This window comes from Mesonia ostreae (assembly GCF_031845265.1).
Taxonomy (GTDB): Bacteria; Bacteroidota; Bacteroidia; order Flavobacteriales; family Flavobacteriaceae; genus Mesonia; species Mesonia ostreae.
In genome coordinates this window covers 12,435-37,215 of the sequence record NZ_JAVRBG010000013.1, presented here as the reverse complement: position 1 = coordinate 37,215, position 24,781 = coordinate 12,435, and the positions used below count along the sequence as shown (strand labels likewise).

Genomic DNA, 24,781 nt, shown 5'->3' with positions numbered 1-24,781 from the left:
AGTCGGACTAGAAAATTATTTGAAATTTTTCTTCTGAATTTGCCTAAAACTGCTTGTTTAAGACTTCTGTTCTTCTATTTTTGATGTAAATACTTTTCTATGGCTACCTATAAAGTTCTCAAACGTTTAACTGATATTGCTAAATTGATTGAATCACATCCAGAAATTACAAAAAAAGAACTTTTAGAACGCTTGCTTCAGGATTATGATTTAGATATTGCTGAGCGGACTTTTGAACGCGATAAAAAAGTACTAGAGTTAGATTACGGCATTGTAATTAATTATAACTATCATTCTCGCGGCTATTCCCTAGAAGAAAATGAAGATGCTTTAAATCAGTTTTTTAAGTTTACCAAATTTGCCGCGATGGCAGAAATTTACGAAAACGGAATCAAAGATTATAAATCCTTTCAAAAATGGGTGCTTCCAGAAGATAGTTCTTCTTTTACAGAAGTAGAACATTTTGAGACTATAATTCATGCCATTTCCATACATCACCAGCTATCCTTTATAAAAGAAAATTACTATGGCGAAACCAAAAAAGAGTATACGGTTTCTCCATTATGCATTAAAGAATATGCCAATCGTTGGTATTTGATTGCTGTAGCTGAAGGTGAAAACTATATTAGAAATTTTGGAATTGATAGACTCTCGGCACTAAAAATAAAAAAATCAACGTCTAAAAAAATTGAGGATTTTAAAGAGCAATTAAAGCAGTATGATCAAGTGGTTGGTTTAAATTATTCGGAATCTCAAAACGAAGAAGCGGAGGAAATTGTGATTAAGGCACACAACAATCAGCTGAAATACTTACGCAGTTTGCCCATACACAAATCTCAAATTTGCATTGATGGAACTGATACCGACTGGGGAAAAGTTACTTATCACTTAAAGCCAAATTATGAATTTGAAATGCAAATTTTAAAATTAGGAAATATGGTAGAGGTACTTGAACCAAAATGGTTTCGTGATAAAGTAAAAGAACATATTGATGAGATGTATCACATGTACCGCTAACTCTAACCTGAAAATGTAAATTTTAAATATTGATTAAAAAAAATGATTTAACAACAGTCAAAAATACTTTCCGAAGCGAATTATTGATTAGAATAGGCTTACAACAACCAAAGCGGAGCGATAAATCCAATTCTTACTTCATTTTTATTATAATTAGATACCTCTAAGTTTTCTAAAGCATAACCAGAATAATCATAGTACTTACCAATGTTAGCAATATAAAACTAGGGATCCAAATCATTAAACAGATTAAAAGATACCGTAGGAATTTCACCAAACTTTGTTCTTGAGTAAATAATCTATGAACCAACTCATGCTATGTGGTGCAATCTTCATTTTTATCTCTTGTATTTCTCCTTTTTTTGAGCGTATTTAGCTGTAGTACAGAAAAATAAATGAATAACAATATATAAACCACGTTCCAAAATAAAATGCATACAGTTATTTGAAGCCAAGGAATAAAAAGTACCGTTAAACATATAAAAAAAAGTAATTTTGTTTTGTTTTCTTCGCATATGGCTTCAAAAGTCAGTACTAAAAAACCAAATATACTTAATAAGTGCAATAGGTGCCGATGCTGATCCACCGTCACCAAACTAAGCAACATCAAAACAATCAAGGAAATTTGAGCTATTTTTCTCATTTTTATAAAGCGGCTTTAAAGGATTAAAGACTATTTTAATACAAAAAAAAAATACAGCTTCGCCAAAACGTGACGGTGTAAGGATTTTATTTAGCAAAAATTAGTAGTTTCGTGAAAGGTTAAACATTTCTTCTTTAAATAAGCGATAAATACTATAAACCCCATGTTACTTCTATAGAAAACACATAAAAAACGGATAACAATCAATAAGCCTGGAAAGCAATAAGTTAAGTTTTGCACAATTTAAATCTTACAAGACCAAACTAATTTTAGGAATAAAAGCGAAAATATAGTTTTGAATAAATGTATTTCAAACCAGGATAATCTCCCTATATTTATTTTTTAACAGATTTTTCTATATGCATATTCGTAACGCCCATCAAAATAATCTTAAAAACATTGATTTACATATTCCCGAAAATCAATTAATTGTGTTGACGGGCTTATCGGGTTCTGGAAAATCTTCTCTAGCCCTGGATGTCATCGCCAACGAAGGCTACCGTTATTTTTTAGAAAACCTTCCCGCATACAATCAACAAAATGCGCAATTAATCCCAACTGCGGAAGTGGATGATATACAAGATCTCCCACCCGTAATCAAAATAGAGCAATCGAAACGTTTTCAGTCTATCAAAACTACATTTGGTACACTTTCAGAATTAACAGCTATCTTCAGAATTCTATTTGCGCGCTATTCTGCTGATGAAATCATGAGTAAGTCTCTGTTTTCATTTAATCATCCGCGAGGAGCTTGTGAAGTATGTCGCGGCATTGGAGAAGCAGAATATATTGACCTCAACAAATTAATTGGGGATGAAAATAAAACCCTTCGAGAAGGCGCAATCACCACTACCCTGCCTAATGGATATATCGTCTATTCCCAGATAACCGTAGAAGAATTAAATAAGGTGTGCAAGGCCCACGGATTTTCTGTTGATATTCCTTGGAAAACCCTTACAGAAGAACAAAAAAATGTGGTTTTAAATGGAAGTGATCGTCTTAAAGTATTTTACGGAAAACACGGTTTAGAATCCAGACTTCGCTGGAAAGGAATTAAAGCAAAACCTAGGGAAGAGGGATTTTATAAAGGAATGCTTCCCATAATGCAGGATATTTTAAGGCGAGATAGAAACCCGAATATCCTAAAATTTGCCAGCTCCAAAGTTTGTCCGAGTTGCAAAGGCGGACGCATTAAAGCAGAACATTTAAAATACAATTGGAAAGGCATGAATTTTCAAGGATGGATGGAACTTTCCTTAAACGATTTATACAATCGGCTAAAATCTCTAGAATTGAAGGCCGGTGAAGGAGTATTGGTAGATAAAACCTGCACCAAATTGTTCGACTTAATTCAGCTGGGAATGGACAAATACCAACTAAGCACCCCAAGTATGGAAATTTCATCTGGGGATGGACAACGTATCAAACTCATCAATCAGGTAAATAGTAAATTGCAAGGTATTTTATACGTATTTGACGAACCTTCCATTGGTTTGTCTGCAGGCTATCAAAAGTATTTACTACATATTCTCAACCGACTCCTGCGTAGAGGGAATACGGTGATGGTTGTAGAACATGATTTAAATTTTATTCAGGCTGCAGATTGGATTGTAGAGCTAGGTCCAGAAGCGGGAATCCATGGTGGCGAAGTGGTTTTTAACGGAAAAATTGATGATTTTCTAAATGAAAAAGATCTAAACAGCCCAACTTTGGCCGCGCTTAGAGCAGATAAGAGTCACAATATACTTAAAAATCAGCCTAAAAAATTCTCTGCGGAAGACTTTCAGCTAAGAGTAAAGGAGTTGACTGTGGTGAATAGAAAGACGCCTCAATTACTCAAAAACATCAGCAGTTTTTGCGAAAAGAAAGGATTGACGCTCCTCGCTGTTAGCGATCAACCTATAGGAAAAACGCCTCGAAGCAATCCATCAACCTATGTGGGCTTAGCAAATAGAATACGAAACTTACTCGCAAAATCACCTGAAGCGAAAGCTTTACGATTAAAGAAAAGTGCATTTTCTTTTAACAATAAAACCGGTAGGTGTGAAACCTGTGAAGGCGCTGGAGTTATCACTTTATCTATGAGTGCGCTAGGTACAATCAATCAGGTTTGTCCTAGGTGTAATGGTAAACGTTTTAAGCCAGAAGTACTGCAAGTCACATGGAACAATAAAAATGTTGCAGAAATTTATGCGCTTAGCATAGAAGAAGCCTATAATTTCTTTTCCGAAGAAAAGAAAATTAAAGAAATACTTTCTCTAATGCTGCAATTGGGACTGGGATATATTAAATTGGGACAGCCTTCAAACACCCTATCGGGAGGAGAAGCACAGCGCATTAAACTCACTAAGCACTTCGCAAAAAAATCGATAAAAACACTTCTGCTTCTGGAGGAACCCAGTATAGGCTTGCATCAGCAAAATGTAAAACAGCTGCTAGAAGCTTTGCAGCAATTAAAGCAACAAACGGCAGGAATCATTTGTATTGAAAGTCACGAGCTTTTTCAATCTTCTTGCGATACATTTATCAATAATGCGAAGGAATATCCCTCGATTAATCTTAAAGAAGAAATAACACAACAACGCGATCTTATTTCCATCCAAGGCGCACGCACGCACGCGCTCAAGGACCTCAATTTAAACTTACCCAAACATCAATTAACGGTGGTTACTGGTATTTCAGGTTGTGGGAAATCTTCGTTGGTGATTGATACGCTACACGGTTTCGGGTTACAAGAAATGACCAAGCAGTTTTCAAGTTATCAGCAATCTAGAGTGGGAATTAATTTTCAGTTTGAAGTAGATCATATTGAGGGATTAACTCCCACTATTTGCGTCACCCGTAAAGAAAAAAATTATTCCCAACGCACAGATATTGCCAAGCAAACAGGGATTGATAAAATCTTGCGCTTCGCCTTTTCGAGAAAGGCGCAATATGAAGGAGTAGAATTATCGGCCAGTCATTTTTCTAATACGCACGAATTGGGAAAATGTGCCGTTTGCGAAGGTCTTGGCCAAGAACTCCTCCCAGATCTCAATAAACTTGTATTGGATGAAAATAAAAGCATCGCCAGCGGACTATTTGCGCACAACAAAGCTGTGGGTTATTATGGAGATCCAGCAGGCAAACATATGGCGGTTTTACAAAAAGTAGCAGGAGAATACGGATTCACGCTAAAAACTCCTTTTAAGGAATTAAGCGACCTACAAAAAGAAATTTTACTGCAAGGAACTGGCGAAAAAGTATGGAAAACTACTTGGTTGTACAAAACAAAAACAAGGGAAGGAACGCAAGCCTTGAGTATGAAGTGGGAAGGTCTCTTTCATTACTTACAAGACGAATATTTTAAAACTCGGAAAAATAAAAATATAAAACAACTCACCACCCTCTTTTCGTATAGCGAATGCAGCCATTGTTATGGTAGCGGATTAAAACCCGAACGCTTAACATTTGAAATAGCAGGCAAATCAATTCAGCAAATAAAGTCAATGAATTTTAAAGTCTTAGAGAACTGGCTTTCTGCTACTAATCATCAAGAAGTCATCGAGAAAAAATTCTTAGCTAAAATTCAACCTCATTTGATGAATACAATTAAAAGAGCGAAACAACTGCACATAGATCATCTACAACTCAACCGAAAATCGGCTACACTTTCTGGAGGAGAAAATCAACGCGTGGAACTCATCAAACAATTGAATAGTCCACTTAAAGGCATTACCTATTTGTTAGACGAACCTTCTGCTGGCTTATCGCAAGACAATATTCCAGACTTGATTCATATTCTCAAAGAACTTATTGAAAAAGGGAATACGGTCATCGTGATTGAACACAATAAAGAGATTATTATGGCAGGTGACCAATTGGTTCAGCTGGGGCCACGAGCTGGTAAATTGGGAGGTTACATAACGTATCAAGGCAGTCCAAAGGATTTTTTACAACAAGCCGATTGTCATCCATTTCTGAAAGCAGCAACCCAAACGGTTAAACTTGAAGCTACTAAAGAACATATTAGTATTCGGAAACTGAACAAACATTCGTTAATAAAAGATGCATTAGAAGTGCCTGTTGGCGGAATCACCGCCCTAACTGGTAAATCAGGAATAGGAAAAACTACCTTAGTGAAAGACATCTTAATGCCGAGTATTGAAACAGATGAGCCTGTGAACTGCGAGCGCATCATTTTTCCGAAGAACTATTCAGAAGTCCATTATTTTGAGCCTAAACTATTACGATCCCACGCAACTACTTTATTAGTAGCTTATTTGAATTTATTAAAAGACATCAGCAAAATCTTTGCCTCTGAAACCACCTTGAAAGCCAAGGACTTTTCCTATAAAACCAAAAGTAGCCAGTGCTCAAACTGCAAAGGGAAAGGCTATTTGGAAACCAGCTTGGATGTAGCTGCCAATGTGATTGAAAAATGTGAAGTATGTAAAGGGCAACGTTATCAACCGCAGATTTTAAATTACAAAGTGCGGTCAAAAAATATTGCTGAGGTACTCTCTTTGACGATCACAGGCGTCAAAAAATGGTTAGAAATGAGCAAAATCTCTACTAACACTCTTGCGTTTTTAAATCAGTTAGAAGAAATTGGGTTGGCACATCTTAGTTTAGATCAACCAGTGCAGACTCTTTCTTCGGGTGAGAAGCAACGTTTATTATTGCTGAATTGGTTGCAAGATCAAACTAAAGATGCGCTTTACATATTAGATGAACCTAGTACTGGATTGCATTATGCTGATATTGATTTACTATTTACCATTCTAAAAAAAATAAGCAGGAAAAACGATGTCTTGGTTATTGATCATAACCCGTATTTATTGCAAAAAATTGGCGTTGGACTGGTTTTAGAGTAGTGCATATTTTGAAAAACAAGGTTTTTGGAAACAGGACTTCTTGATATTATTATTCTTAGGAATTTTTCAAAAATTCAAAAAAAATCTTGCAACCTGAAAGTTTATAGCTTGTGTCAGCTCGATTGCTGAATTTTGTAGTGCTAACGGAAAAATTCAGTGTGTCTAGAACCAAGAGTTAAAGTTGAAATTGAAGGTATTAGTTACCAAAAAAGCGCTTTGGATGTAATCTTTTGAAAACATGCTGTAATTTGTTTCAAATAAGAGTTTAAAATCACGAAATTGCAAGTTGCTATTTAATAATCTAGCTTATGAAATTTGTTGGAAGTCAATTAGCCTATTATATGGCCGACAAAGATTTTAAAAGAAACTCTAAGGTCTTGCTTAAATTTTTGGCTCTTTTAGGAATTGTCATTGTCGTTTATTCTATTCTTTTCCATTTTATAATGGGACTTGAAGGTCAAAACCATTCTTGGGTTACAGGTTTCTACTGGACGCTTACGGTTATGAGTACGCTTGGTTTTGGAGACATTACCTTTCATTCAGATCTTGGCAGATTATTCAGCATAATAGTTTTGCTTTCTGGTATTTTTATGTTGCTCATCGTTTTGCCGTTTGCCTTTATTAGACATTTTTATGTGCCACTATTAGAATCAAAAAAGAAAAATAAGGTTCCTCGCGAAGTTCCTGCCAAAACAAAAGATCATATTTTGTTATGTTCGTATGATGTTATAGCGAAAGATCTTACAGAGCGATTGAAACAAGAAAACATTCCCTATTATCTTATCGAGAATGATATGGATAAAGCTCTTGAATACCACGATGATCAAGTATCTGTACTATTTGGAGAATTAGACAATGAGAATACCTTTAATCTTGCTAGAATTAAAGAGGCAAAACTAATTTTGGTCAATAGAAATGACATTATAAATACCAAAATTATTCTCACCATAAGGGAAATATCTCCTACGATTCCCATTGTTGCCATAGCGACCGATATAGAATCTGTAGATGTACAGCAATTAAGCGGTGCTGATCACGTCTTGCCTTTAAAAAAATGGTTGGGTGAACAACTAGCCAACAGAGTTAATGCACAATATGCAAAGTCGCAGTCTATAGGGCAATATGAAGATTTGTTGATCGCAGAACTGCCTGTTCACAATACACCATTGGTTTCTAAAATGATTCGGGAGACAGACTTAAGACAAAAATTTGGAGTTAGTATTGTAGGAATTTGGAATCGAGGTAAATTAGAACCTATCACCGGTAATGAAAAACTAACGCACGATAGCGTTCTAGTCATTATAGGGAATAAAGAACAACTTTACAATGTAGACAACCTCTTTGATGATTACAACGTAAACCCTAATCCAGTGCTTTTAATTGGAGGAGGCCGAGTAGGATTAGCAGCCGCAGAATCTTTGCACAAAAACGGAGTTTTGGTAAACGTAGTGGAGAAAGATCCTGAGGTATGCAAAAAAGTAAGTCCTTTTTGCAACCAAGTATTTGCTGGTGATGCTTCTGATTACGAACTGTTGAAAAGAGCTGGGATCCTCGAAGCTCCTTCTGTATTGCTTTCTACGCACGACGATACGATGAACATTTATCTCGCCTCTTACTGCCGACAATTAAATAGAGAGCTGAGAATAGTAAGTCGAATTTCCGAAGCTAGAAATATTGATATCATTCATAAAGCAGGAGCTAATTTTGTATTGAGTTATGCCACACTTGGAGCTGAAGCGGTTTTATCTATTTCTAAAAATCAAGAACTAACCGTGCTTGGGGAAGGTATTACTTTGTTTATTATTCCCATACCATCATCAATAGAGGGAAAATCTCTTGCTGAATCTGGTATAGGTGGTAAAACAGGCCTTTCGGTTATTGCCATAAAAGAGAATGCTAAAGTGGTAACTTTACTATCTGCAGATAGCTTGCTCCCATATGGTGCTGAAATAGTGATGCTGGGAACCATTGAAATGAAACAGAAATTCAATGAAATATATGTCAAAACCGATGGATAAGCATTTCTAGATTATAAAATTGACTAAATCGAATTACTTCCGTTTCAGAAAAAGAGATACGAATCTAATATTATTTCTTTAATCGATTACACGCCGAACGGCTTCGATAAAAGCAAGTCGTTCTTTGACAAGATTTTTTGAAGAAGCTTTAGGCCAAGCGGCTAATTGCACAATTACGAGATCTTTTTGTGGATCTACATACAGCATCTGTCCAAAAATTCCTACTGCAGCGTAGCTTCCGTTATTAAAACGCCACCACAGATAACCGTATCCGCCACCTTGATCGTTAGTTTCGTGTAAAAGTGAAGTGGCATTTTCTAAATAGGTTTCAGAAAAAAGATTTTTTTCTCCACGTTCACCCTTGTTCAACATAAGCATTCCAAGCCGTGCATAATCTCTTAAACTAGCCGAAAGACCACTTCCTCCCATATTCAAATTACTGCATTCATCGGCTAACCAATAAGCGCAATGTTCCATTCCGTAAGGCTTCCAAATTTTTTCAGATAGATATTCCGCTAAATTTTTTCCAGTCGCCTTTTGAATTAAAATTCCTACCAAATCGGTTTCTCCAGTACTGTAATTCCAATGGGTACCAGGTTCGTGTGCAAATTTTAATGGCTTCATATACGTTAAAATATGAGACTCGTTATTTTCACAAGCATTCTGGTACATTTGGGCTACATCAGATTTTGGATCCTCATAATCTTCGTTCCAATCAATTCCAGAAGTCATGGTTAACAATTGGCGTACGGTCACTTTTCCGTAATCGTAACCTTTTAGCTCTGGAATATATTTTTGTAAAACATCGTCTAAACTTTCAATAGCGCCCTCTTTTAAGGCGACACCCAACAGCATCGAAGAAACAGATTTTGCCATAGAAAACGACGTCCAAACAGTTTTTTGATCTACCCCATCTGCATATTTCTCCAACCTTATTTCATTGTCTTTTAACACTATAATTCCTTGGATATGGTTCTTATCCATATAAGAAGATACCGTTGTATTATCTTGCCACAGAGGAATAATACTTTCGGATTTTTCAAGTTTTGACAACTGATTTCCAGTAGAAACTGAAATACTAGGAAAAATATCCTGCATCATTGGGAAGCGCCTTTCTTTCTCCTCTTGCGACCAAAAAAGAAGACTTTCCAGCTTCTGCCCCATAATTTTACCAGCAATGAGTTGACGTTCTTTTTCACCTTCGCCTTTTGTTGCAGATAAACAATCTTGAGCTTTTACGCTTAAAGCGGAAATAACTATCCATAAAAAGAATAAAACATTTTTCTTAAGAATCATATAGACATTTTTTGATGATGGTATGGCGCAAAGATAGTGAACTCTTTCCGTTGAGCTATCAAGGAATCCTTAACACTTGCAATCTCTCCCAAGTGTAAATATTCTTTATAAAAAAGATCTTTTATACTAATTCCTTTAATATCGTTAATCCTATATGTGCGAGATTATAATTTTATTTGCTACTTTATTTCAGAAAATTAAATACTGCGTAGGCTAGACTATTTACAGCTTGGGTCATTATTTCGAAATTTAAAGTATGAATGGTATCTGTAACTTTGTGATAATTTGGATTTCCATGACCACCAGTTCCTATTACCATTGCTGCAGGAACGTTCAATTGCCAATAATTACGGTGATCAGAAGGTCCATTATTTCGGTAATTATTGGCATAAGATAAACGTCGAGAATCAATTCCTCCGTTAGCCTTCAACAAATGAGAGATTTTCTTATTAAATTCATCATATTTCTTAATGCCAGAAACAATTAAGTAGCCTTTATTAGATGTGGTATTTTCAGCAGAGTTCTCTTTTTCGTGGTAGTAACCAATCATCTCTAGCGCAATCATACCCATATATTCTTTGTTCTTATTGTAAATAGATTTCGCATGAATATAACTTCCCATTTCTTTCTTTTTAAAAAATGGGGGTTCTTCCAAGCAAAAAGAAACAAAGTCAATTCCGTAATTTAATTTTAACTTGTTCTCAGTTAGCATCCTTGCCATTTCTATCAATCCGGCAACACTACTGGCATTATCATCTGCCCCAGGCTGTTCCTTATACACATCGTAATGGGCTCCTATGATAAAGCGTTTTGTTTTCTCTGGCTGGTAAGAAGCAATAATATTTTCATAGGTATTTTCATCAGCTTCCCATTCTTGTCGGGTTGTGAGCAAACCCGTTTTCTTCAACTCTGCTTCAATAAAATTCGCTGCTTGATGAAGACTTTCCAAATTCTTATAGTTACGGTAAGGATAAATGGAGGTTAAAAATTTCACATGCCGATACAAATTTTCCTTATTTGCTTCCATCCTGTTTCTTTTCTTATAAAAATCTAACTCGTACCAATTAATCTTTCGTTTTTAAGTTAAATTTTTTTGCAGTACGTATATAATGTAAAAAAAATAATGAATTGCACTAGAGTTTTCAATCAAATAAATTTTGAATTCTTTTTTCGGAGGAAATTACAAAAACATCCATCCCAAATGAAAAACCTGTTAAGAAACTGCCTTTATTTCGTCTCCCATTGATATTTTATCCCCAACCCAAACCAGCGTGTAGGCATGGGGACAGCGCCGGCTTCTTTGTATTCTGCATCAAAAAGGTTGGTAATTTCTGCATATAAAAGAAAATCTTGCCATTGATAATTAACCCGAATATCTGCGATATCATAGGCACTAGAAAGCTCGCGTTTTAGCCATCTGTTTTTCAGATGAAACGAAAAGTTGCTGATGCGGTAATGAATTCCTGCCACGAACTGATGTTTTAAAGATTCTAAGGTATATTTAGACTGGGTTTCTGCGGAAGTTTCTAAAGTGGGATGCAAATAATTATAACTCATATCGTAACCGAAGGATTGTAGACTGCCCAAATCAAAATCTTGTCGAACTCTTCCGTAAACCCCTTGTATTTTGCTTTTTCCCAAATTGAAGGGGGTATAAGGTTGTGAAGAATCTTCTCTAGTCCAATCAATAAAATCAGAAATATTTCGATAAAAATAACCTGTTTTTATCTGTAAGTTACCTTTATTATATTGAATATTTCCTTCGTAACTCCAAGCGTTTTCGGGTTGAAGTGATGGATTTCCCAAATTTCCAGGACGTTGATCTAAGTACAAGTCCGTAAAAGAAGGAATTCGCTGGCTCGATCCTATACTTGTAGAAACTTTCCAGTGATGATTGATGAGGTAGGCTAAATCAATACCTGGATAGGTTTGCCAACCAAAATCTGTATTGTAGTTGGCATAGAGTCCCACCGTTCCTCTTATCTTTTCTCCCAAACTACTTTTTAATTCCGCGTAAGCGCCGTGATTATTCCTTTTATGCTTTCCAATATTAGAACTATTAATTTTCTCTAAACGCGACTCCAAACCAAACCCAAAAGTTCCTATAGAAGTTTTAAGACTACTATTTAATTCCAGCATCACCGCGTTGGTGTAGTGTAGAGACCTGCCTTTACTTAGATCATCCTTAAAATAACGGTAATCATCTTCTCCGTAACGATCACTAATTCTAGGAGAAAGTATAAAGTTACCCCATCTATGTTTTGAAGAAATACTAAAAACAGAAGATTCTACAATTTCTTCGGAATTTATATCTCCTGGAGCAGCGTAAAAACCGTTGGCACCAAAACGGCTATATGCATAACCTGCCATAGCCTGAATGCTATTATTGCTATCAAAATCATAGTTTCCATTATAAAAAAGATGCGTGCTTTTTGAAGCCGAATTGTAACGTTGACCGTTGTAATTGCTTTGAGCCAATGAGAAAAGCTGACTTTGATTTTCAGTTCCAAAGATTCCTGTCACCTCAGCAGATCCGCCACCGTAAATTCCCGAACCGTCTCCCTCATCTTTACTTTTAAAAGAGCTTCCCCCTTGAACATCTGCAGTTATAGAAGAGGATTTTTCTTTTTTGGTTACAATATTAATTGCTCCAGTTAAGGCATTTATTCCGTAGACTCTCGCTGCAGCACCTCTTAAAACTTCAATATGATCTATAGCACTTAAAGGAACTGGAATATTCATCATATTATGAGCCGTTTGCGAATCAATCATTTTTACACCATTAAGCAATACTAAGGTTTGTTCAGAAGTTCCTCCGTCGATAGAAATATCAGTTTGCGTTCCAAAAGGACCACGCTGCCGAATATCTACGCCCCCAATATAGGACAAAACCTCATTGAGCGATTTTACTGGAAGGGCTTCAATTTGCTTTTGAGTAATCACTTGGATATCTCTAGAAACTTGATTAAAAGGTGTTTCTAGTCGGTTTCCTCGAATAATCACTTGCTCCAATTCATTGTTTTGATTCTTCCAATCTGGAAGTGTATCTTTTTGTTGCGCAAAAACGGGAAGGGATATTATGAACCCTAAAGCAGCTAATACTTTTTTCATCTATACTTTTCTTTAACGATACTATTTCTAATTCAGCTGCAAATATTTGAATAAAAACACTAGTTTTGATAGTCCGAAATGTAAATAATGGGTAGTCCGGTTAATATTGCTTTTCAATCATTTATAAAAATAGATCGCCAAAAAAAAGAGGCTGTTTATATGCAAATTGTGTATCAGTTTATTAATGCTGTGAAGAGTAAGCTTTTAGAGAATGACGATCAACTCCCTGGCAGTAGAAAAATTGCTTTAGAACTACGCGTTCATCGAAAAACAATTGTGGCCGCTTTAGAAGAATTACAGGAACAAGGCTGGGTAAAAGCCTTTCCTAACCAAGGTACTTTCGTGAAAAACCCTGAATTTTCTATGGATCAAGGGCAGAAAACTAAAGTTTTTGGTCAGCCTCCTGAAAAGGCTCCGTTTTATTTCAGAAAAGATTTCATTTTGGATACACCATTAGAAGGAAGTCTAGAAAAACTTCATTTCACAGACGGAACACCAGATTATCGCATGATCAATTCCGAAGAGTTGGTTCGGTTTTACACATCGGTACTAAGGAGGACAAAGCAAGCACGAACAGTACCAAATACAGGAATTGGAAGTACGTTCTTCAGAGATCAATTGAGTTATTATCTAAACCTAACTCGAGGATTTCATCTTTCCAGAAACTTTTTATTGCCTGTGGCTGGTTTAGAACAAGTCCATTCTATCTTATCACGCTTATTAATTAATTCGGGCGATGTAGTATTAGTAGAAGAATACAGCTACTTCCTATCTAATATGGTTTTTAATCAGGCGGGAGCAAAAATAAAAACTATTCCAGTAGATGAGGAAGGAATGGACATAGATTATGTGGCAAGCCACTTTGAACCCGGTGAAATACGCTTGGTGTATATCAACTCTAAATGTCAATATCCAACCACGGTTGAGCTTTCTGAGAATCGTAAAATACAATTGTTAGAGCTAGCGGAACAGTACAATTTCATTGTGATTGAGAATGACACCGATTTTGAATTTTCACTCGTAAAAAGCAAGAAGGAGTCCCTACTGAGCAAAGATGGAGGAAATCACGTTATTTATATTGGGAGTTTCGGAAGGTTTTTCATGCCTGGCTTCCAAATGAATTTTCTCATTGCTCCCAAAGATTTGTTACAAGAAGGGACAAAATACCTGAATGTTTTTGGCAAACCAAATGTAATGATGGAAAAAGCTTTAGGAGAAATCATTCTTCAGGGAGATATTCATCGTTATCAAAGAAAGTCTAAAAAAATAATTTCTGAGCGGAAAGAATTGTTTTCAAAATTGCTCCATATTTACTTTAAAAATCAAATATTATATACTATTCCCGATTCAGGTTTGGCTTTTTGGATTCGCTTTAAGGTTTTTTTTCCTTTAACTCGTTTACAAGTGAAAGCAAAAGAAAGAGGACTCTTAATTCCGAGTATTTGTCTTTATCAAAATCGAGAAATCACTGCTTTAAGATTAGGTTTCGCACACCTTAATTCACAAGAGATGGAAGAAGCTGTGAAATTGCTTACGGAAGCTTATACGGAAGTAGTCGAGAAAAAATAGAATCAGAAATATTCTCAAAATGCTGTCTATCACAATTTTTACGAACATATTACATCTTAAGATAAACCAGAGGGATTTTGCCAGATATATTTTTTGACTTTCATCAATTAAGATATGCTAATTTTCTCACTATTTGTAACTTTAAAATTTTATAAAATAACTTTTACCAATGAAAAAATCCTATAAAACCGCTGCCATTATTGGCTTTATATCCAAAGGCATCATTTATGTTGTAATTGGCGTACTTTCTTTATTGGCCTCTTTACAACTGGGGGGTAAAAATTCTGGAACCAGTCAAGCTCTCACTTTTCTTAAAAAACAACCTTTTGGACAAATAATGCTTTTGTCTATTGGCGTAGGATTATTGTGCTATTCTTTTTGGATGTTTTTACAAAGTATTAAAGATCCCGAAAATATGGGCTCGGATAGAAAAGCAAAATCACGCCGATTTGGTCTTTTCACTACTGGATTGGTTTACACCGTCGTTGCCATAATGGCTTTTTATCACTTATTTACAAGTTCTTACCAAGGAGGTTCTCAAACAAACTACATGAGTTTTTTAGATCCAACGCTAATTTCTTATATTTTTATTGGTATTGGTATTGTTCTTTTTATACAGGCTATTATTTTAATTGTAGGAGCATTTAAAGGAGGCTTACTAGATCAATTTAATTTAGAGGGACATAAAAACCATCGCATCATTAAAACCATGGGAAGATTTGGTTTTTATGCTCGTGCTTTTGTCGTTTTGATCATCTCCTATTTTTTTCTTCGAGCTGGTATTTATTCTGGTAGCAACGATATAAAGGGCATGCAAGATGCATTTGCATTTATGGATCAATCTACATTAGGCAGAATTTTAATGGCTCTTACCGCCATCGGGTTTATTTCTTATGGTTCGTTTTATATTTTTCTAACGCGATTTAGAACTTTTAAGAAAAATTAGAAATTCAAATGCAATAAAAGTATTTCGGTTTTGTTCACTGTAAAATGAATTACACATTTCAGCGAGAGCAAATCGCTCAACGCTTATAATAAGTTCGAGTACAAATTCCTTTCTTATTCGGCGTAAATCTTTTTATACATTCTTTAAAAAAAAGCCTATCTCAAAGATACTTCGTCTCCGCTCAGGATAAGTTCAACTACAGATTCATCATGGGCGAATCCTGTTTTACTTACTTCCCGATACAGAAATTAGCAAAAATATTGCCTAATAAATCATCTGGACTTACCTCGCCAGAGATGCTGCCAAAATGATATAAAGCTTCTCTAATGTCGATGGCTAATAGATCTCCTGTTAAGCCCATATTCATTCCTTCTTGCACATTGTTAATCTCTATTTGAGCTTTCAACAAAGCATCATAATGCCTAGAATTGGTTACGATGGCATCATTGCCTTTTAAAGCACCTGTATTCACGAATTGCAATAAATTTTCTTCTAGTAAGTCTACTCCTTCTTTGTCTTTGGCAGAAAGCAATAAAACCTCTGGTAATACCTTAGAAAACTCTGTTTTTAAATTAGCATTCAATACATCCGATTTATTAGCGATGATTAAAAGTGGTTTGCCAGGAAATTGATTCTTGATTTTTTCAACCTCAGTTCTAATTTGTCGCAAGCTCAAATTTTCGTTCTTTACTTTTTGGGCATCGAACAAATACACGACAATTTGTGCTTGTTCCATTTTCTGAAAGGTTTTTTTTATTCCCAAGCCTTCAATTTCATCTTTGGTTTCTCTAATTCCGGCTGTATCTATAAACCTAAAACCTATACCGCCAATCGAAATTTCATCTTCAATAGTGTCTCTTGTCGTTCCCGCAATATCACTTACAATGGCTCGGTCTTCATTCAGTAAAGAGTTTAAGAGTGTAGATTTCCCAACATTGGGCTCGCCTACAATAGCAACGGGAATTCCGTTTTTAAGTACGTTTCCTACCGCAAAGGAATCGATAAGCCTTGAAAGTGTTTTCTGAATTTTTAAAATAAGCGCGTGAAATTGATCACGATTCGCAAATTCTACGTCTTCTTCAGAGAAATCAAGTTCTAATTCGATTAAAGAAGCAAAATTAAGCAACTCTTGTCGTAAGCTCTTAATTTCGGTAGCAAAACCTCCACGCATTTGTTGCATCGCCAATTGATGACTGGCAGCGTTATCACTCGCAATTAAATCGGCTACGGCTTCTGCCTGACTTAATTCCATTTTTCCGTTAAGGAAAGCGCGCAGTGTAAATTCTCCTGCTTGTGCAGCTCTACAACCTTGTTGAAGTAAAAGATTGATGATTTCTTGCTGAATAAACGGACTCCCATGGCAAGAGATTTCTACCGTTGGTTCCCCAGTGTAAGAACGATTTCCTCTAAAAACAGAAACTAGACTTTCATCTATAATTCGGTGCTTATTCTTGATAAATCCCAATTGTAGGGTGTGCGACGCCTGTTCATTTAAACTTACTTTATTCCTAGCTTCAAAAACAGGTGCTGTAAAATGAATGGCATCTGGCCCAGAAACGCGGATAAGCGCAATGGCTCCACTTCCTGGGGCGCTCGCTAAGGCTACAATGGTGTCTTCTAAAATCATGCTGCAAAGGTAATAAAGCTGTAGAATTAAGCCTAATTTGTAGATGTTAGAATATAGACTCAAGAAAATAGACTAGAGACTAGAGACTAGAGACTAGAGATTAAAAAAAACATCAATGAAAAAAAAGGCTATGTAACAAATTCATCTTTTTATCGTCTTACTTATAGACCGCTAAATACGTATTATATGGAAATTATCACTGAAAAAAGAGAAGATCGTCAGCTTTTAATGCTAACTCACCTAAGTCAATTGTTGGATTATATTACTGGGATTGGAGGTTTAATAGTTCCGCTGATTATTTGGACTACACAAAAAGAGAAAGTTCTTGAATTGGATGAACAAGGAAAGCAAATTATCAATTTTAGAATTAGCATATTCATTTACGCTATTCTTAGCGTTCCTCTAATTTTCCTATTTGGCTTAGGCTTTTTAGTCTTAGCAATTGTAGGAATAGTCGCATTTGTATATCCAATTATCAATGCAATTAAAGCCAATAATGGCGAATCTACATCCTACCCGTTCAGCATTAAATTCTTTTAAAAACCTACTTTAAAAGGCTTGGGAATTTAGCCTTAAAACGCTCAAATCTAGGGTTAGATACATTTAAAATATAAGAATTGTTAGGGTTATTTTTCTTATAATCTTGGTGATAGGCTTCTGCTTCCCAAAATTTTTGAAATGGCATCACTTCAGCAGCAATTGGTTTTTTATACTCTTTCTGTAAGGCTTCTATTTTAGTTTCTATCACTTCCTTCTGTTTTGCATTTTGGTAGAAAATAATAGAACGATACTGCGAGCCTCTATCGGGTCCTTGTCCGTTTTTTTGTGTTACATCTTGAGATCCAAAATAAACATCTACTAAAGTCTCAAAACTGATCTTCTGCGGATCGTAAATAATTTCTACCGCTTCTGCATGTCCTGTTCTACCCGTGTTGCTTTCTTCATAAGTCGGGTTTTTAGTATGTCCGCCCGCATATCCAGAAACCGACTCCTTAACTCCCTTTACACTTTCATAAACGGCTTCTACACACCAAAAACAACCGCTTGCAAAATAGGCTTTTTCATATCCTTGCTCGGTTGCATTCACCTCTACCGGGGTTGCGTTAGCCAATTGTTGATTTTTTTTATCTTGCGCATTGTTGTCTTGACAATTTGCTAAGAATACACTTGCAAAAGCCAGCAGTATTAATTTCATAACTTATTTTCTTTTATAAATTCCTTCTAAATTCTTCTTTCCTAATATAGCATAATCGGTTGCTAATTTTTTATCTATGGTAAAACCTTTCCAGTCTAGTTGCAGTTGATTGTTGGTTCTAGATATTTCCGCTACTACGCTGTTTTTATCAAATTCTGACCAAGGAATCGGATTATTATCGTCAATATTTCCATTTCCGCTAAGGAAAAGGACTTGAACGAGTTTGTCTTTTAATACGTAATTGACTTGAATATCTATCTCCGATTTCTCATCTACACAGAGCGTTCTCGTAGAGTTAAAGTCGATATCTAGACAATTACAGCTGCAAGCTCCAGCAGTATTTAGTGCGTTCGTTTTTACAAATTCTCCAGTCCACTGAGCAGAAGGACCAGGACGATCGTTCTCTGAATTTGAAGACATACTTTTATCGCCTACGAAATCTTCATCTCTTTCCATTTCCTTATCCTCTTCTTTAGCTTCAAAGTCCTGCTCTTTCTCATTTTTATCAATTTGTACTTCTCCACTCTCCTCTTCCATCTCTTCTATTGATTCATTTGAAGATGACTTTTTATCGTCTTGGCAGGCTATCACAGCTATTGTAATCATAAACAAATACACTAATTTTCTCATAGCTTCGGTTTTTACTGCTATAAAATTACGAGAAAGAAGAAAGAAGAGTTCTCAATATTATGTTAATAAAAAAAGCCCCTCTGGAAAACAGAGAGGCTTTGGTATAACATATATGCAACTTACATTTTAGAAAATAAAGCTTGCATTTTTAATTTTTCTTCTTCGGCCAATTCTTGATCTACCAAGATTCTCCCACTGTGCTCATCTGTAATTACTTTTTTACGTCCAGCAATTTCCATTTGTATTTGTGGTGGAATGGTAAAGAAAGACCCTCCCGATGCACCTCTTTCAATTGGCACTACCGCTAAACCATTCTTTACATTATCCCTAATTCTTGTATATGCTTTTACTAAACGCTCCTCAATGTCTTTTTTGTATTCATCAGACTTTTTGATCAAAGCTTGCTCTTCTTTTTCCGTTTCTTCTAAAATTTCATTCAATTCACTTTGCTTGTGATCTAAGTGAGATTGTCTTTTTGCTACCTTCTCTTTAGTAGACTCAATCACTTCTTTCTTTTGCTCTATTTGAGCGTAAAATTCTTTGATGTGCTTTTCTGCCAACTCAATTTCTAGTTCCTGAAATTCGATTTCCTTAGAAATTGCATTAAACTCGCGGTTGTTACGAACATTCTTTTGTTGCTCTGTATATTTTTTGATTAAGCCGTTAGATTCTTCAATTAAGATCTTTTTTCCCTTAATATCCACATCCACTTTTTCTAAATCTGAATTTAGTTTCTCTAGTCTTTTTGTTAGTCCAGCTACTTCATCTTCTAAATCTTCCACTTCTAGAGGCAACTCTCCTCGTACATTTCTAATTTCATCAATACGAGCATCTATTAATTGCAAATCGTATAATGCTCTAAGTTTTTCCTCTACGGTAACCTCTTTTTTCTTTGCCATAATCAACTATATTGAATTGGGTTGGTATTTTTTTGTGCTAAAACGATTGCAAAATTAGGGAATTTTTTCGTAAGATAAGAATGTAATAAGTTTTTTGTGTATTGTTCGCTTTCATAATGTCCTACATCGGCTAGAAGAATCTCATTTTCAGCCTTAAAAAAATCGTGGTATTTTAAGTCGGCAGTAATAAAAACGTCTGCTCCCGCTGCTTTAGCAGCTTCAATTGCAAAAGCTCCACTTCCTCCTAGCACCGCAACTTTCTTAATTTTTTTTCCTAAAACTTGAGAATGCCTAACAGCTCCCGTTTTAAAAACTTCTTTAATGTGTTTTAAAAAGGTTTTTTCTTCCATTCCGCTTTCTAATTCCCCCAACATTCCTATTCCTATATGCTGATTTGTATTTTCTAAGCTGGTGAGTTCATAGGCCACTTCTTCATAAGGGTGACTCGCTTTTAAAGCAGCTAAAACCTGATGCTCTACGTGTTTTGAGAAAGTAACGTGTAACTGCTTTTCTTCCTCTATTTGTAACTCTCCTTTTCTTCCTACTACTGGATTAGCTTTTTCGTTAGGCAAAAAACTACCTTTTCCTTCCAAAGAAAAACTGCAATTCTCGTAGTTGCCAATATCACCCGCTCCTGCTTTAAATAAGGCTTCTAATATTTTGTCTGCATCTTTTTTTGGCACATAGGTAGTCAACTTTTTAATCGTGTTGCTTTGCGGAATTAAAACTTGGCGATTTGTTAAGTTGAGTTGCTGACAAATCATATCATTAACCCCTTTAAAACAATTGTCTAAAGCCGTATGAATGGCATAAATTGCAATATCATTTTGTATCCCTTTTATCACCACACGCTCTACATAAGATTTCCCAGTAAGGGATTTTAAGCCTCCAAAAATAATGGGATGAAACGCAACAATCAGGTTGCAATTCTTCTCTATGGCTTCAACTACGGTCGCTTCTAGACAATCTAAACTTACTAGCACTCCGCTTACTTCTTGCTCATGATCTCCTACTAAAAGACCAACGTTGTCAAAATCTTCCGCGTAAGCGAGAGGCGCCAACTGCTCCAAACTCTGCGTAATCTCTTTTACTTTCATAAAAAAATTCTTTAGAAGGTAAATATAAAAATTATACCTTCGTCTTATGCAATTACTAAGAAAATTACTCTTTCCTTTTTCTATTCTTTACGGAATAATTGTAGGGCTGCGAAACAAGTTTTTTGATTGGGGATTTCTAACATCTACTTCTTACAATTTTCCAGTCATTACGGTTGGGAATTTAAGTATGGGAGGCACGGGAAAATCTCCTATGATTGAATATCTTATTGATTTGCTGAAACCTGACCACCAAGTGGGTACTTTAAGTCGAGGCTATAAACGAAAAACAAAAGGTTTTTTATTGCTAGACGTTAAAAATGAAGCCAAAGATGTAGGGGACGAACCGCTTCAATTTAAGCGTAAATTCCCCGAAGTATTCGTCGCTGTAGATGAAAATAGACAACATGGAATTTCTGAGTTAAGAGCTCAAAGAACTCCTCCCAAAGTGATTCTCTTAGACGATGCTTACCAACATAGAAAGGTAAAGGCAGGATTTTCTATTTTACTTACCGCTTATCACGAACTTTACTCTAATGACATCGTTTTGCCCGCAGGAAATTTAAGAGAACCTGCTTTTGGAGCCAACCGCGCCGATGTGGTTATTGTAACCAAATGTCCTTTAACTATTTCTGAAGAAGAAAAGATAAAAATTACGAAATCTTTAAAAATTAAAGCACATCAGAAGTTATTTTTTACTGGGATTCATTATGAAGATTATTTTACCAATGGTGTACAACGGATTCCTATACAATTAATGGAAAAATTTAATCTCGTCACCGGAATTGCCAAACCCAAACCTCTCGTACATCATTTAAAAGCAAACGGATTGGACGTGAAACACTACTCCTACCCAGATCATCACTTATTTACTGAAAAAGAATTAGAAACTTTAAGAAAAGAACCACTTTTGGTCACTACCGAAAAAGATTTTATGCGTCTTAAAGATCATTTTCCAAGAGAAAAATTATTTTACCTTCCTATTAAGACGGTATTTCTAGAAAACAAAAAAGAATTTGATCAAGAAATTAAGCACTTCGTTGGGCGAGCTTAAGCACCTTATAGATTTTTTCGTAAAACAATTCGGTTTTATAAGGCTTAGGAATCACGTCGGTAAATCCGTGGTTTAAAAATTGCTCTATTTTTCCCTCTAAGCTTACGGCCGTTAAAGCGATTATTGGCGTTCTACTATCTTTTTTCCGAATAATTTCTGTAGCTTCTATTCCGTCCATTACTGGCATGTCTATATCCATCAAAATTAAATCGTAGATATGTTTATGAACAAAATCTAAAGCTAATTGTCCATTTCCAGCTACGTCGCAAATAGTATTTTTTCGCAATAATATTTTCTCTGTGATTTTTTGATTCAATTTATTATCATCTACAATTAAAATCCTTTTACCTTCTAAAACTTTAAGCATATCAAGTTCTAAAAAATCTTGTTCATTTTTATCTAGTTGTTTTACTACCCCTTTGCCTTGCTGCGCTTTACCAAAGGATATATCAAAATAAAACTTTGCTCCTTTACCTTTTTCACTTTCTAAATGAATTTTACTACCTAAAAAAAGCAGTAGATTTTTTACAATAGGAAGACCTAATCCAGTGCCTCCATACCGTATATTTGTTTCATCTTGGCCTTGATTAAAATTTTTGAATATAGATTTTTGATGTTTTTTATCGATTCCAATTCCATTATCTTCAATTTCAAAACGTAGCATTACTTGCTTCTTTTCTTCGTTTACCAAAGATAAACGAATCCAGACATCTCCATTATTCGTGAATTTTATCGCATTTGAAACTAAATTTATAAGTACTTGAAACACCTTAAGAATGTCCCCGTTTAAAACCTCTGGGATTTGATCTTCAATGAGCATATGTACTTCTACACTTTTGTCTTTTGCTGTTTTGACAAACGATTGGTAAAAATCAGCCATCTTTAATCTCAAATTAAAATCTGTATTGATTTTTTTTACTTTTTTAGCAGATAATTTATTAAGGTCTAGAATATTATTAATTAAAGACAACAAATGCTCTCCAGAATATTTTAAAGAGTTTAAATGCTCTTCTTGACTTTTATTTGGATTCTCTTGAAGCAATAAATACGTTAAACCAGTAACGGCATAAATTGGTGTTCTTAATTCATGTGAAATCGTTGAAAGGAAATTCTCTTTAATCTTACTGGCCTGTTCTGCCTTTTCTTTGGCTGCAAAAAGTTCTTCATTCTTTTTTTGAAGCAACTTATTTGCACCTGCTCGTATTTGATTGTTCTTATATAGAGAAAGAGTAAATAACGAAAGTATAACAATGAGTAAAACACTTAATATAATTGCTAATTGATTAAATTTTAAAGTTTTTTCCTGCTTAGAATTGACCTTCTCTAGCTGCAAGATTTTATTTTCTATAATAGGAAAATTATTTCCTAAAAAGCTAGAGTCGCCTGTTTCAAGAAAATAAGTATCTTTTAGGGTATTAGCCTGCTTTAAACACGCTAAGGCTTTTTCTAGATCGCCCTTCTTTTCATAGATTAAACTTAATAGCTTAAGACTTTTTATTTGCTGAAGTTGATTTCCATTCTTTTGCGCTATCTCGTACATTTTGCCAGCATTCTGAAACGAATTACCTAGTTCATTTATTTTAAAATTTTCAATTGCTAAATTGTAATAATCTTCCGCAACATGATTTAAACTATCTTGTAATAGAGTTTTGACGTGGAGTGTGTCTTTTACAGCTTCCTCTTTATTTAAATCATTGAAAGAGACCTCATTATTTGACTCGCTTATGTCTAAAGAAAGAGCTAGCAGTAATACTAAAGAGGGTACTTTAAAAATCAAATTTAAATTTTGAAAAAGAAATTTTATCATTAGTACTTAATTCTTCAGAGCTAAAATCATGTCAACGATTCTATGACTGTAACCATATTCATTGTCATACCAACCTATTAGTTTCACTAAATGTTCATCGATAACAGAAGTCATTTGAGCATCAAACGTACACGAATAAGGACTTCCTATAATGTCTATCGAGACAATAGGATCTTCCGTATACTCTAAAACGCCTTTAAAATGATTTTCTGAAGCAGTTTTAAAAAGCTGGTTAATCTCATCTATAGAGGTTTTATGCTTCACATTTAAGGTCATATCTGTTAAAGAACCATTAGGCACAGGTACCCGAATACCACACCCTCCAATTACCGAAGCTAAATCTGGAAAAATTTTTGTCAATGCCTTTGCAGCTCCTGTTGTTGTTGGGATAATGGATTGACCTGCAGCCCGAGATCTTCTTAAATCTCTATGAGGTTGATCGTGTAAACTTTGGTCTGATGTATAGGAATGCACGGTTGTAATATAGGCTTGTTCTACCCGAAAAGCGTCATGAACCACTTTTAACATAGGCGCTGCATTATTTGTAGTACAGCTTGCGGTAGAAATAATACGATCTTCTTTTGAAATTAAATCATCATTCACACCAAAAACGATCGTTTTTATATCATCTTCTATAGGCGGCACAGAAAGAATAACATGTTCTACATTATTTTTAAGATGAGCTTCTAAATCGGTTCTTTTTTTGAATTTTCCAGTAGATTCTATTACGAGCTCTACCTCTTCTGGCCAAGAGATATCTTTAGGCTGGCTAGCATTATGAAGTTGATACTCTTTTTTGTCTACTAAAATAGTATCGATTTTATGGCTTACTTCCGCAGGCAAAACTCCGTGAATACTGTCGTATTTAAGAAGATGCGATAAAGTTTTGGCATCGGCTAAATCATTTATAGCGACTACCTCGATGCTAGGATGTTTTAGTAAGATTCTAAAAAGACCTCTTCCTATTCTTCCAAAACCGTTAATCCCGATTTTTATTTTATGAGCCATATTTTCTTTAG

Annotated in this window: 18 protein-coding genes; 7 read left to right on the top strand and 11 right to left on the bottom strand. The window is 35.2% G+C overall.

Annotated features, from left to right (window positions below; all coding sequences use genetic code 11):
* Positions 1-99: 99 nt before the first annotated feature.
* A complete protein-coding gene (locus RLT85_RS12255) occupies positions 100-1,017 on the top strand; it encodes a helix-turn-helix transcriptional regulator (RefSeq protein WP_311402340.1) in 918 nt (305 codons plus the stop codon).
* Positions 1,018-1,333: 316 nt separating this feature from the next.
* Here the strand turns inward: RLT85_RS12255 and RLT85_RS15100 are convergent, their stop codons facing one another.
* Positions 1,334-1,660, bottom strand: a complete 327-nt coding sequence (locus tag RLT85_RS15100) for a DUF6804 family protein (protein ID WP_375712355.1) — start codon at positions 1,658-1,660, stop codon at positions 1,334-1,336.
* Positions 1,661-2,019: 359 nt separating this feature from the next.
* Here RLT85_RS15100 and RLT85_RS12250 point away from each other — a divergent pair, with 359 nt between their 5' ends.
* Positions 2,020-6,516: an AAA family ATPase gene (locus tag RLT85_RS12250; protein WP_311402339.1), complete on the top strand. Its 4,497-nt coding sequence runs from the start codon at positions 2,020-2,022 to the stop codon at positions 6,514-6,516.
* 308 nt (positions 6,517-6,824) lie between these two features.
* Positions 6,825-8,534 (top strand): potassium channel family protein, encoded by a 1,710-nt coding sequence (locus RLT85_RS12245; protein WP_311402338.1) that lies wholly within the window; start codon positions 6,825-6,827, stop codon positions 8,532-8,534.
* Positions 8,535-8,612: 78 nt separating this feature from the next.
* On the opposite strand, the gene RLT85_RS12240 is transcribed toward RLT85_RS12245, so the two are convergent.
* The 3 genes from RLT85_RS12240 to RLT85_RS12230 form a co-directional block, all read right to left on the bottom strand.
* Complete coding sequence (locus tag RLT85_RS12240; RefSeq protein WP_311402337.1) at positions 8,613-9,830, bottom strand: serine hydrolase domain-containing protein; 1,218 nt, start codon at positions 9,828-9,830, stop codon at positions 8,613-8,615.
* Between the two features lie 184 nt (positions 9,831-10,014).
* Positions 10,015-10,857 (bottom strand): M28 family peptidase, encoded by an 843-nt coding sequence (locus tag RLT85_RS12235; protein WP_311402336.1) that lies wholly within the window; start codon positions 10,855-10,857, stop codon positions 10,015-10,017.
* 200 nt (positions 10,858-11,057) lie between these two features.
* Positions 11,058-12,941 carry a TonB-dependent receptor plug domain-containing protein gene (locus RLT85_RS12230; protein WP_311402335.1) on the bottom strand — a complete coding sequence of 628 codons (1,884 nt, stop codon included), beginning with the start codon at positions 12,939-12,941 and terminating at the stop codon, positions 11,058-11,060.
* Between the two features lie 87 nt (positions 12,942-13,028).
* Here RLT85_RS12230 and RLT85_RS12225 point away from each other — a divergent pair, with 87 nt between their 5' ends.
* Positions 13,029-14,510, top strand: coding sequence for an aminotransferase-like domain-containing protein (locus RLT85_RS12225; RefSeq protein WP_311402334.1), 1,482 nt, complete (start codon positions 13,029-13,031; stop codon positions 14,508-14,510).
* Positions 14,511-14,679: 169 nt separating this feature from the next.
* Positions 14,680-15,456 carry a DUF1206 domain-containing protein gene (locus tag RLT85_RS12220; protein WP_311402333.1) on the top strand — a complete coding sequence of 259 codons (777 nt, stop codon included), beginning with the start codon at positions 14,680-14,682 and terminating at the stop codon, positions 15,454-15,456.
* A gap of 229 nt (positions 15,457-15,685) precedes the next feature.
* On the opposite strand, the gene mnmE is transcribed toward RLT85_RS12220, so the two are convergent.
* Positions 15,686-17,083, bottom strand: coding sequence for a tRNA uridine-5-carboxymethylaminomethyl(34) synthesis GTPase MnmE (gene mnmE, locus RLT85_RS12215; RefSeq protein ID WP_311402332.1), 1,398 nt, complete (start codon positions 17,081-17,083; stop codon positions 15,686-15,688).
* A gap of 186 nt (positions 17,084-17,269) precedes the next feature.
* Here mnmE and RLT85_RS12210 point away from each other — a divergent pair, with 186 nt between their 5' ends.
* A complete protein-coding gene (locus tag RLT85_RS12210; RefSeq protein ID WP_311402331.1) occupies positions 17,270-17,623 on the top strand; it encodes a DUF4870 domain-containing protein in 354 nt (117 codons plus the stop codon).
* A 4-nt stretch (positions 17,624-17,627) separates the two neighbouring features.
* Here RLT85_RS12210 and msrA read toward each other — a convergent pair whose 3' ends face one another.
* From msrA to RLT85_RS12190, 4 genes are all read right to left on the bottom strand, one after another.
* Complete coding sequence (msrA, locus tag RLT85_RS12205) at positions 17,628-18,278, bottom strand: peptide-methionine (S)-S-oxide reductase MsrA (RefSeq protein ID WP_311402330.1); 651 nt, start codon at positions 18,276-18,278, stop codon at positions 17,628-17,630.
* Between the two features lie 3 nt (positions 18,279-18,281).
* A complete protein-coding gene (locus RLT85_RS12200) occupies positions 18,282-18,908 on the bottom strand; it encodes a hypothetical protein (RefSeq protein WP_311402329.1) in 627 nt (208 codons plus the stop codon).
* Between the two features lie 119 nt (positions 18,909-19,027).
* Positions 19,028-19,807 (bottom strand): zinc ribbon domain-containing protein, encoded by a 780-nt coding sequence (locus RLT85_RS12195; protein ID WP_311402328.1) that lies wholly within the window; start codon positions 19,805-19,807, stop codon positions 19,028-19,030.
* Between the two features lie 2 nt (positions 19,808-19,809).
* The gene (locus RLT85_RS12190) at positions 19,810-20,904 is read right to left on the bottom strand and encodes a Nif3-like dinuclear metal center hexameric protein (protein ID WP_311402327.1); all 1,095 of its coding nucleotides are present in this window, start codon (positions 20,902-20,904) and stop codon (positions 19,810-19,812) included.
* 46 nt (positions 20,905-20,950) lie between these two features.
* Here RLT85_RS12190 and lpxK point away from each other — a divergent pair, with 46 nt between their 5' ends.
* On the top strand, positions 20,951-21,955 hold the full coding sequence (gene lpxK / locus RLT85_RS12185) for a tetraacyldisaccharide 4'-kinase (RefSeq protein ID WP_311402326.1): 1,005 nt from the start codon (positions 20,951-20,953) through the stop codon (positions 21,953-21,955).
* On the opposite strand, the gene RLT85_RS12180 is transcribed toward lpxK, so the two are convergent.
* A complete protein-coding gene (locus RLT85_RS12180) occupies positions 21,930-23,732 on the bottom strand; it encodes an ATP-binding protein (RefSeq protein WP_311402325.1) in 1,803 nt (600 codons plus the stop codon). The two genes, lpxK and RLT85_RS12180, sit on opposite strands and share 26 nt — an antisense overlap.
* Positions 23,733-23,768: 36 nt before the next feature.
* Positions 23,769-24,770, bottom strand: coding sequence for a type I glyceraldehyde-3-phosphate dehydrogenase (gene gap, locus RLT85_RS12175; protein ID WP_311402324.1), 1,002 nt, complete (start codon positions 24,768-24,770; stop codon positions 23,769-23,771).
* Between the last annotated feature and the right edge of the window lie 11 nt (positions 24,771-24,781).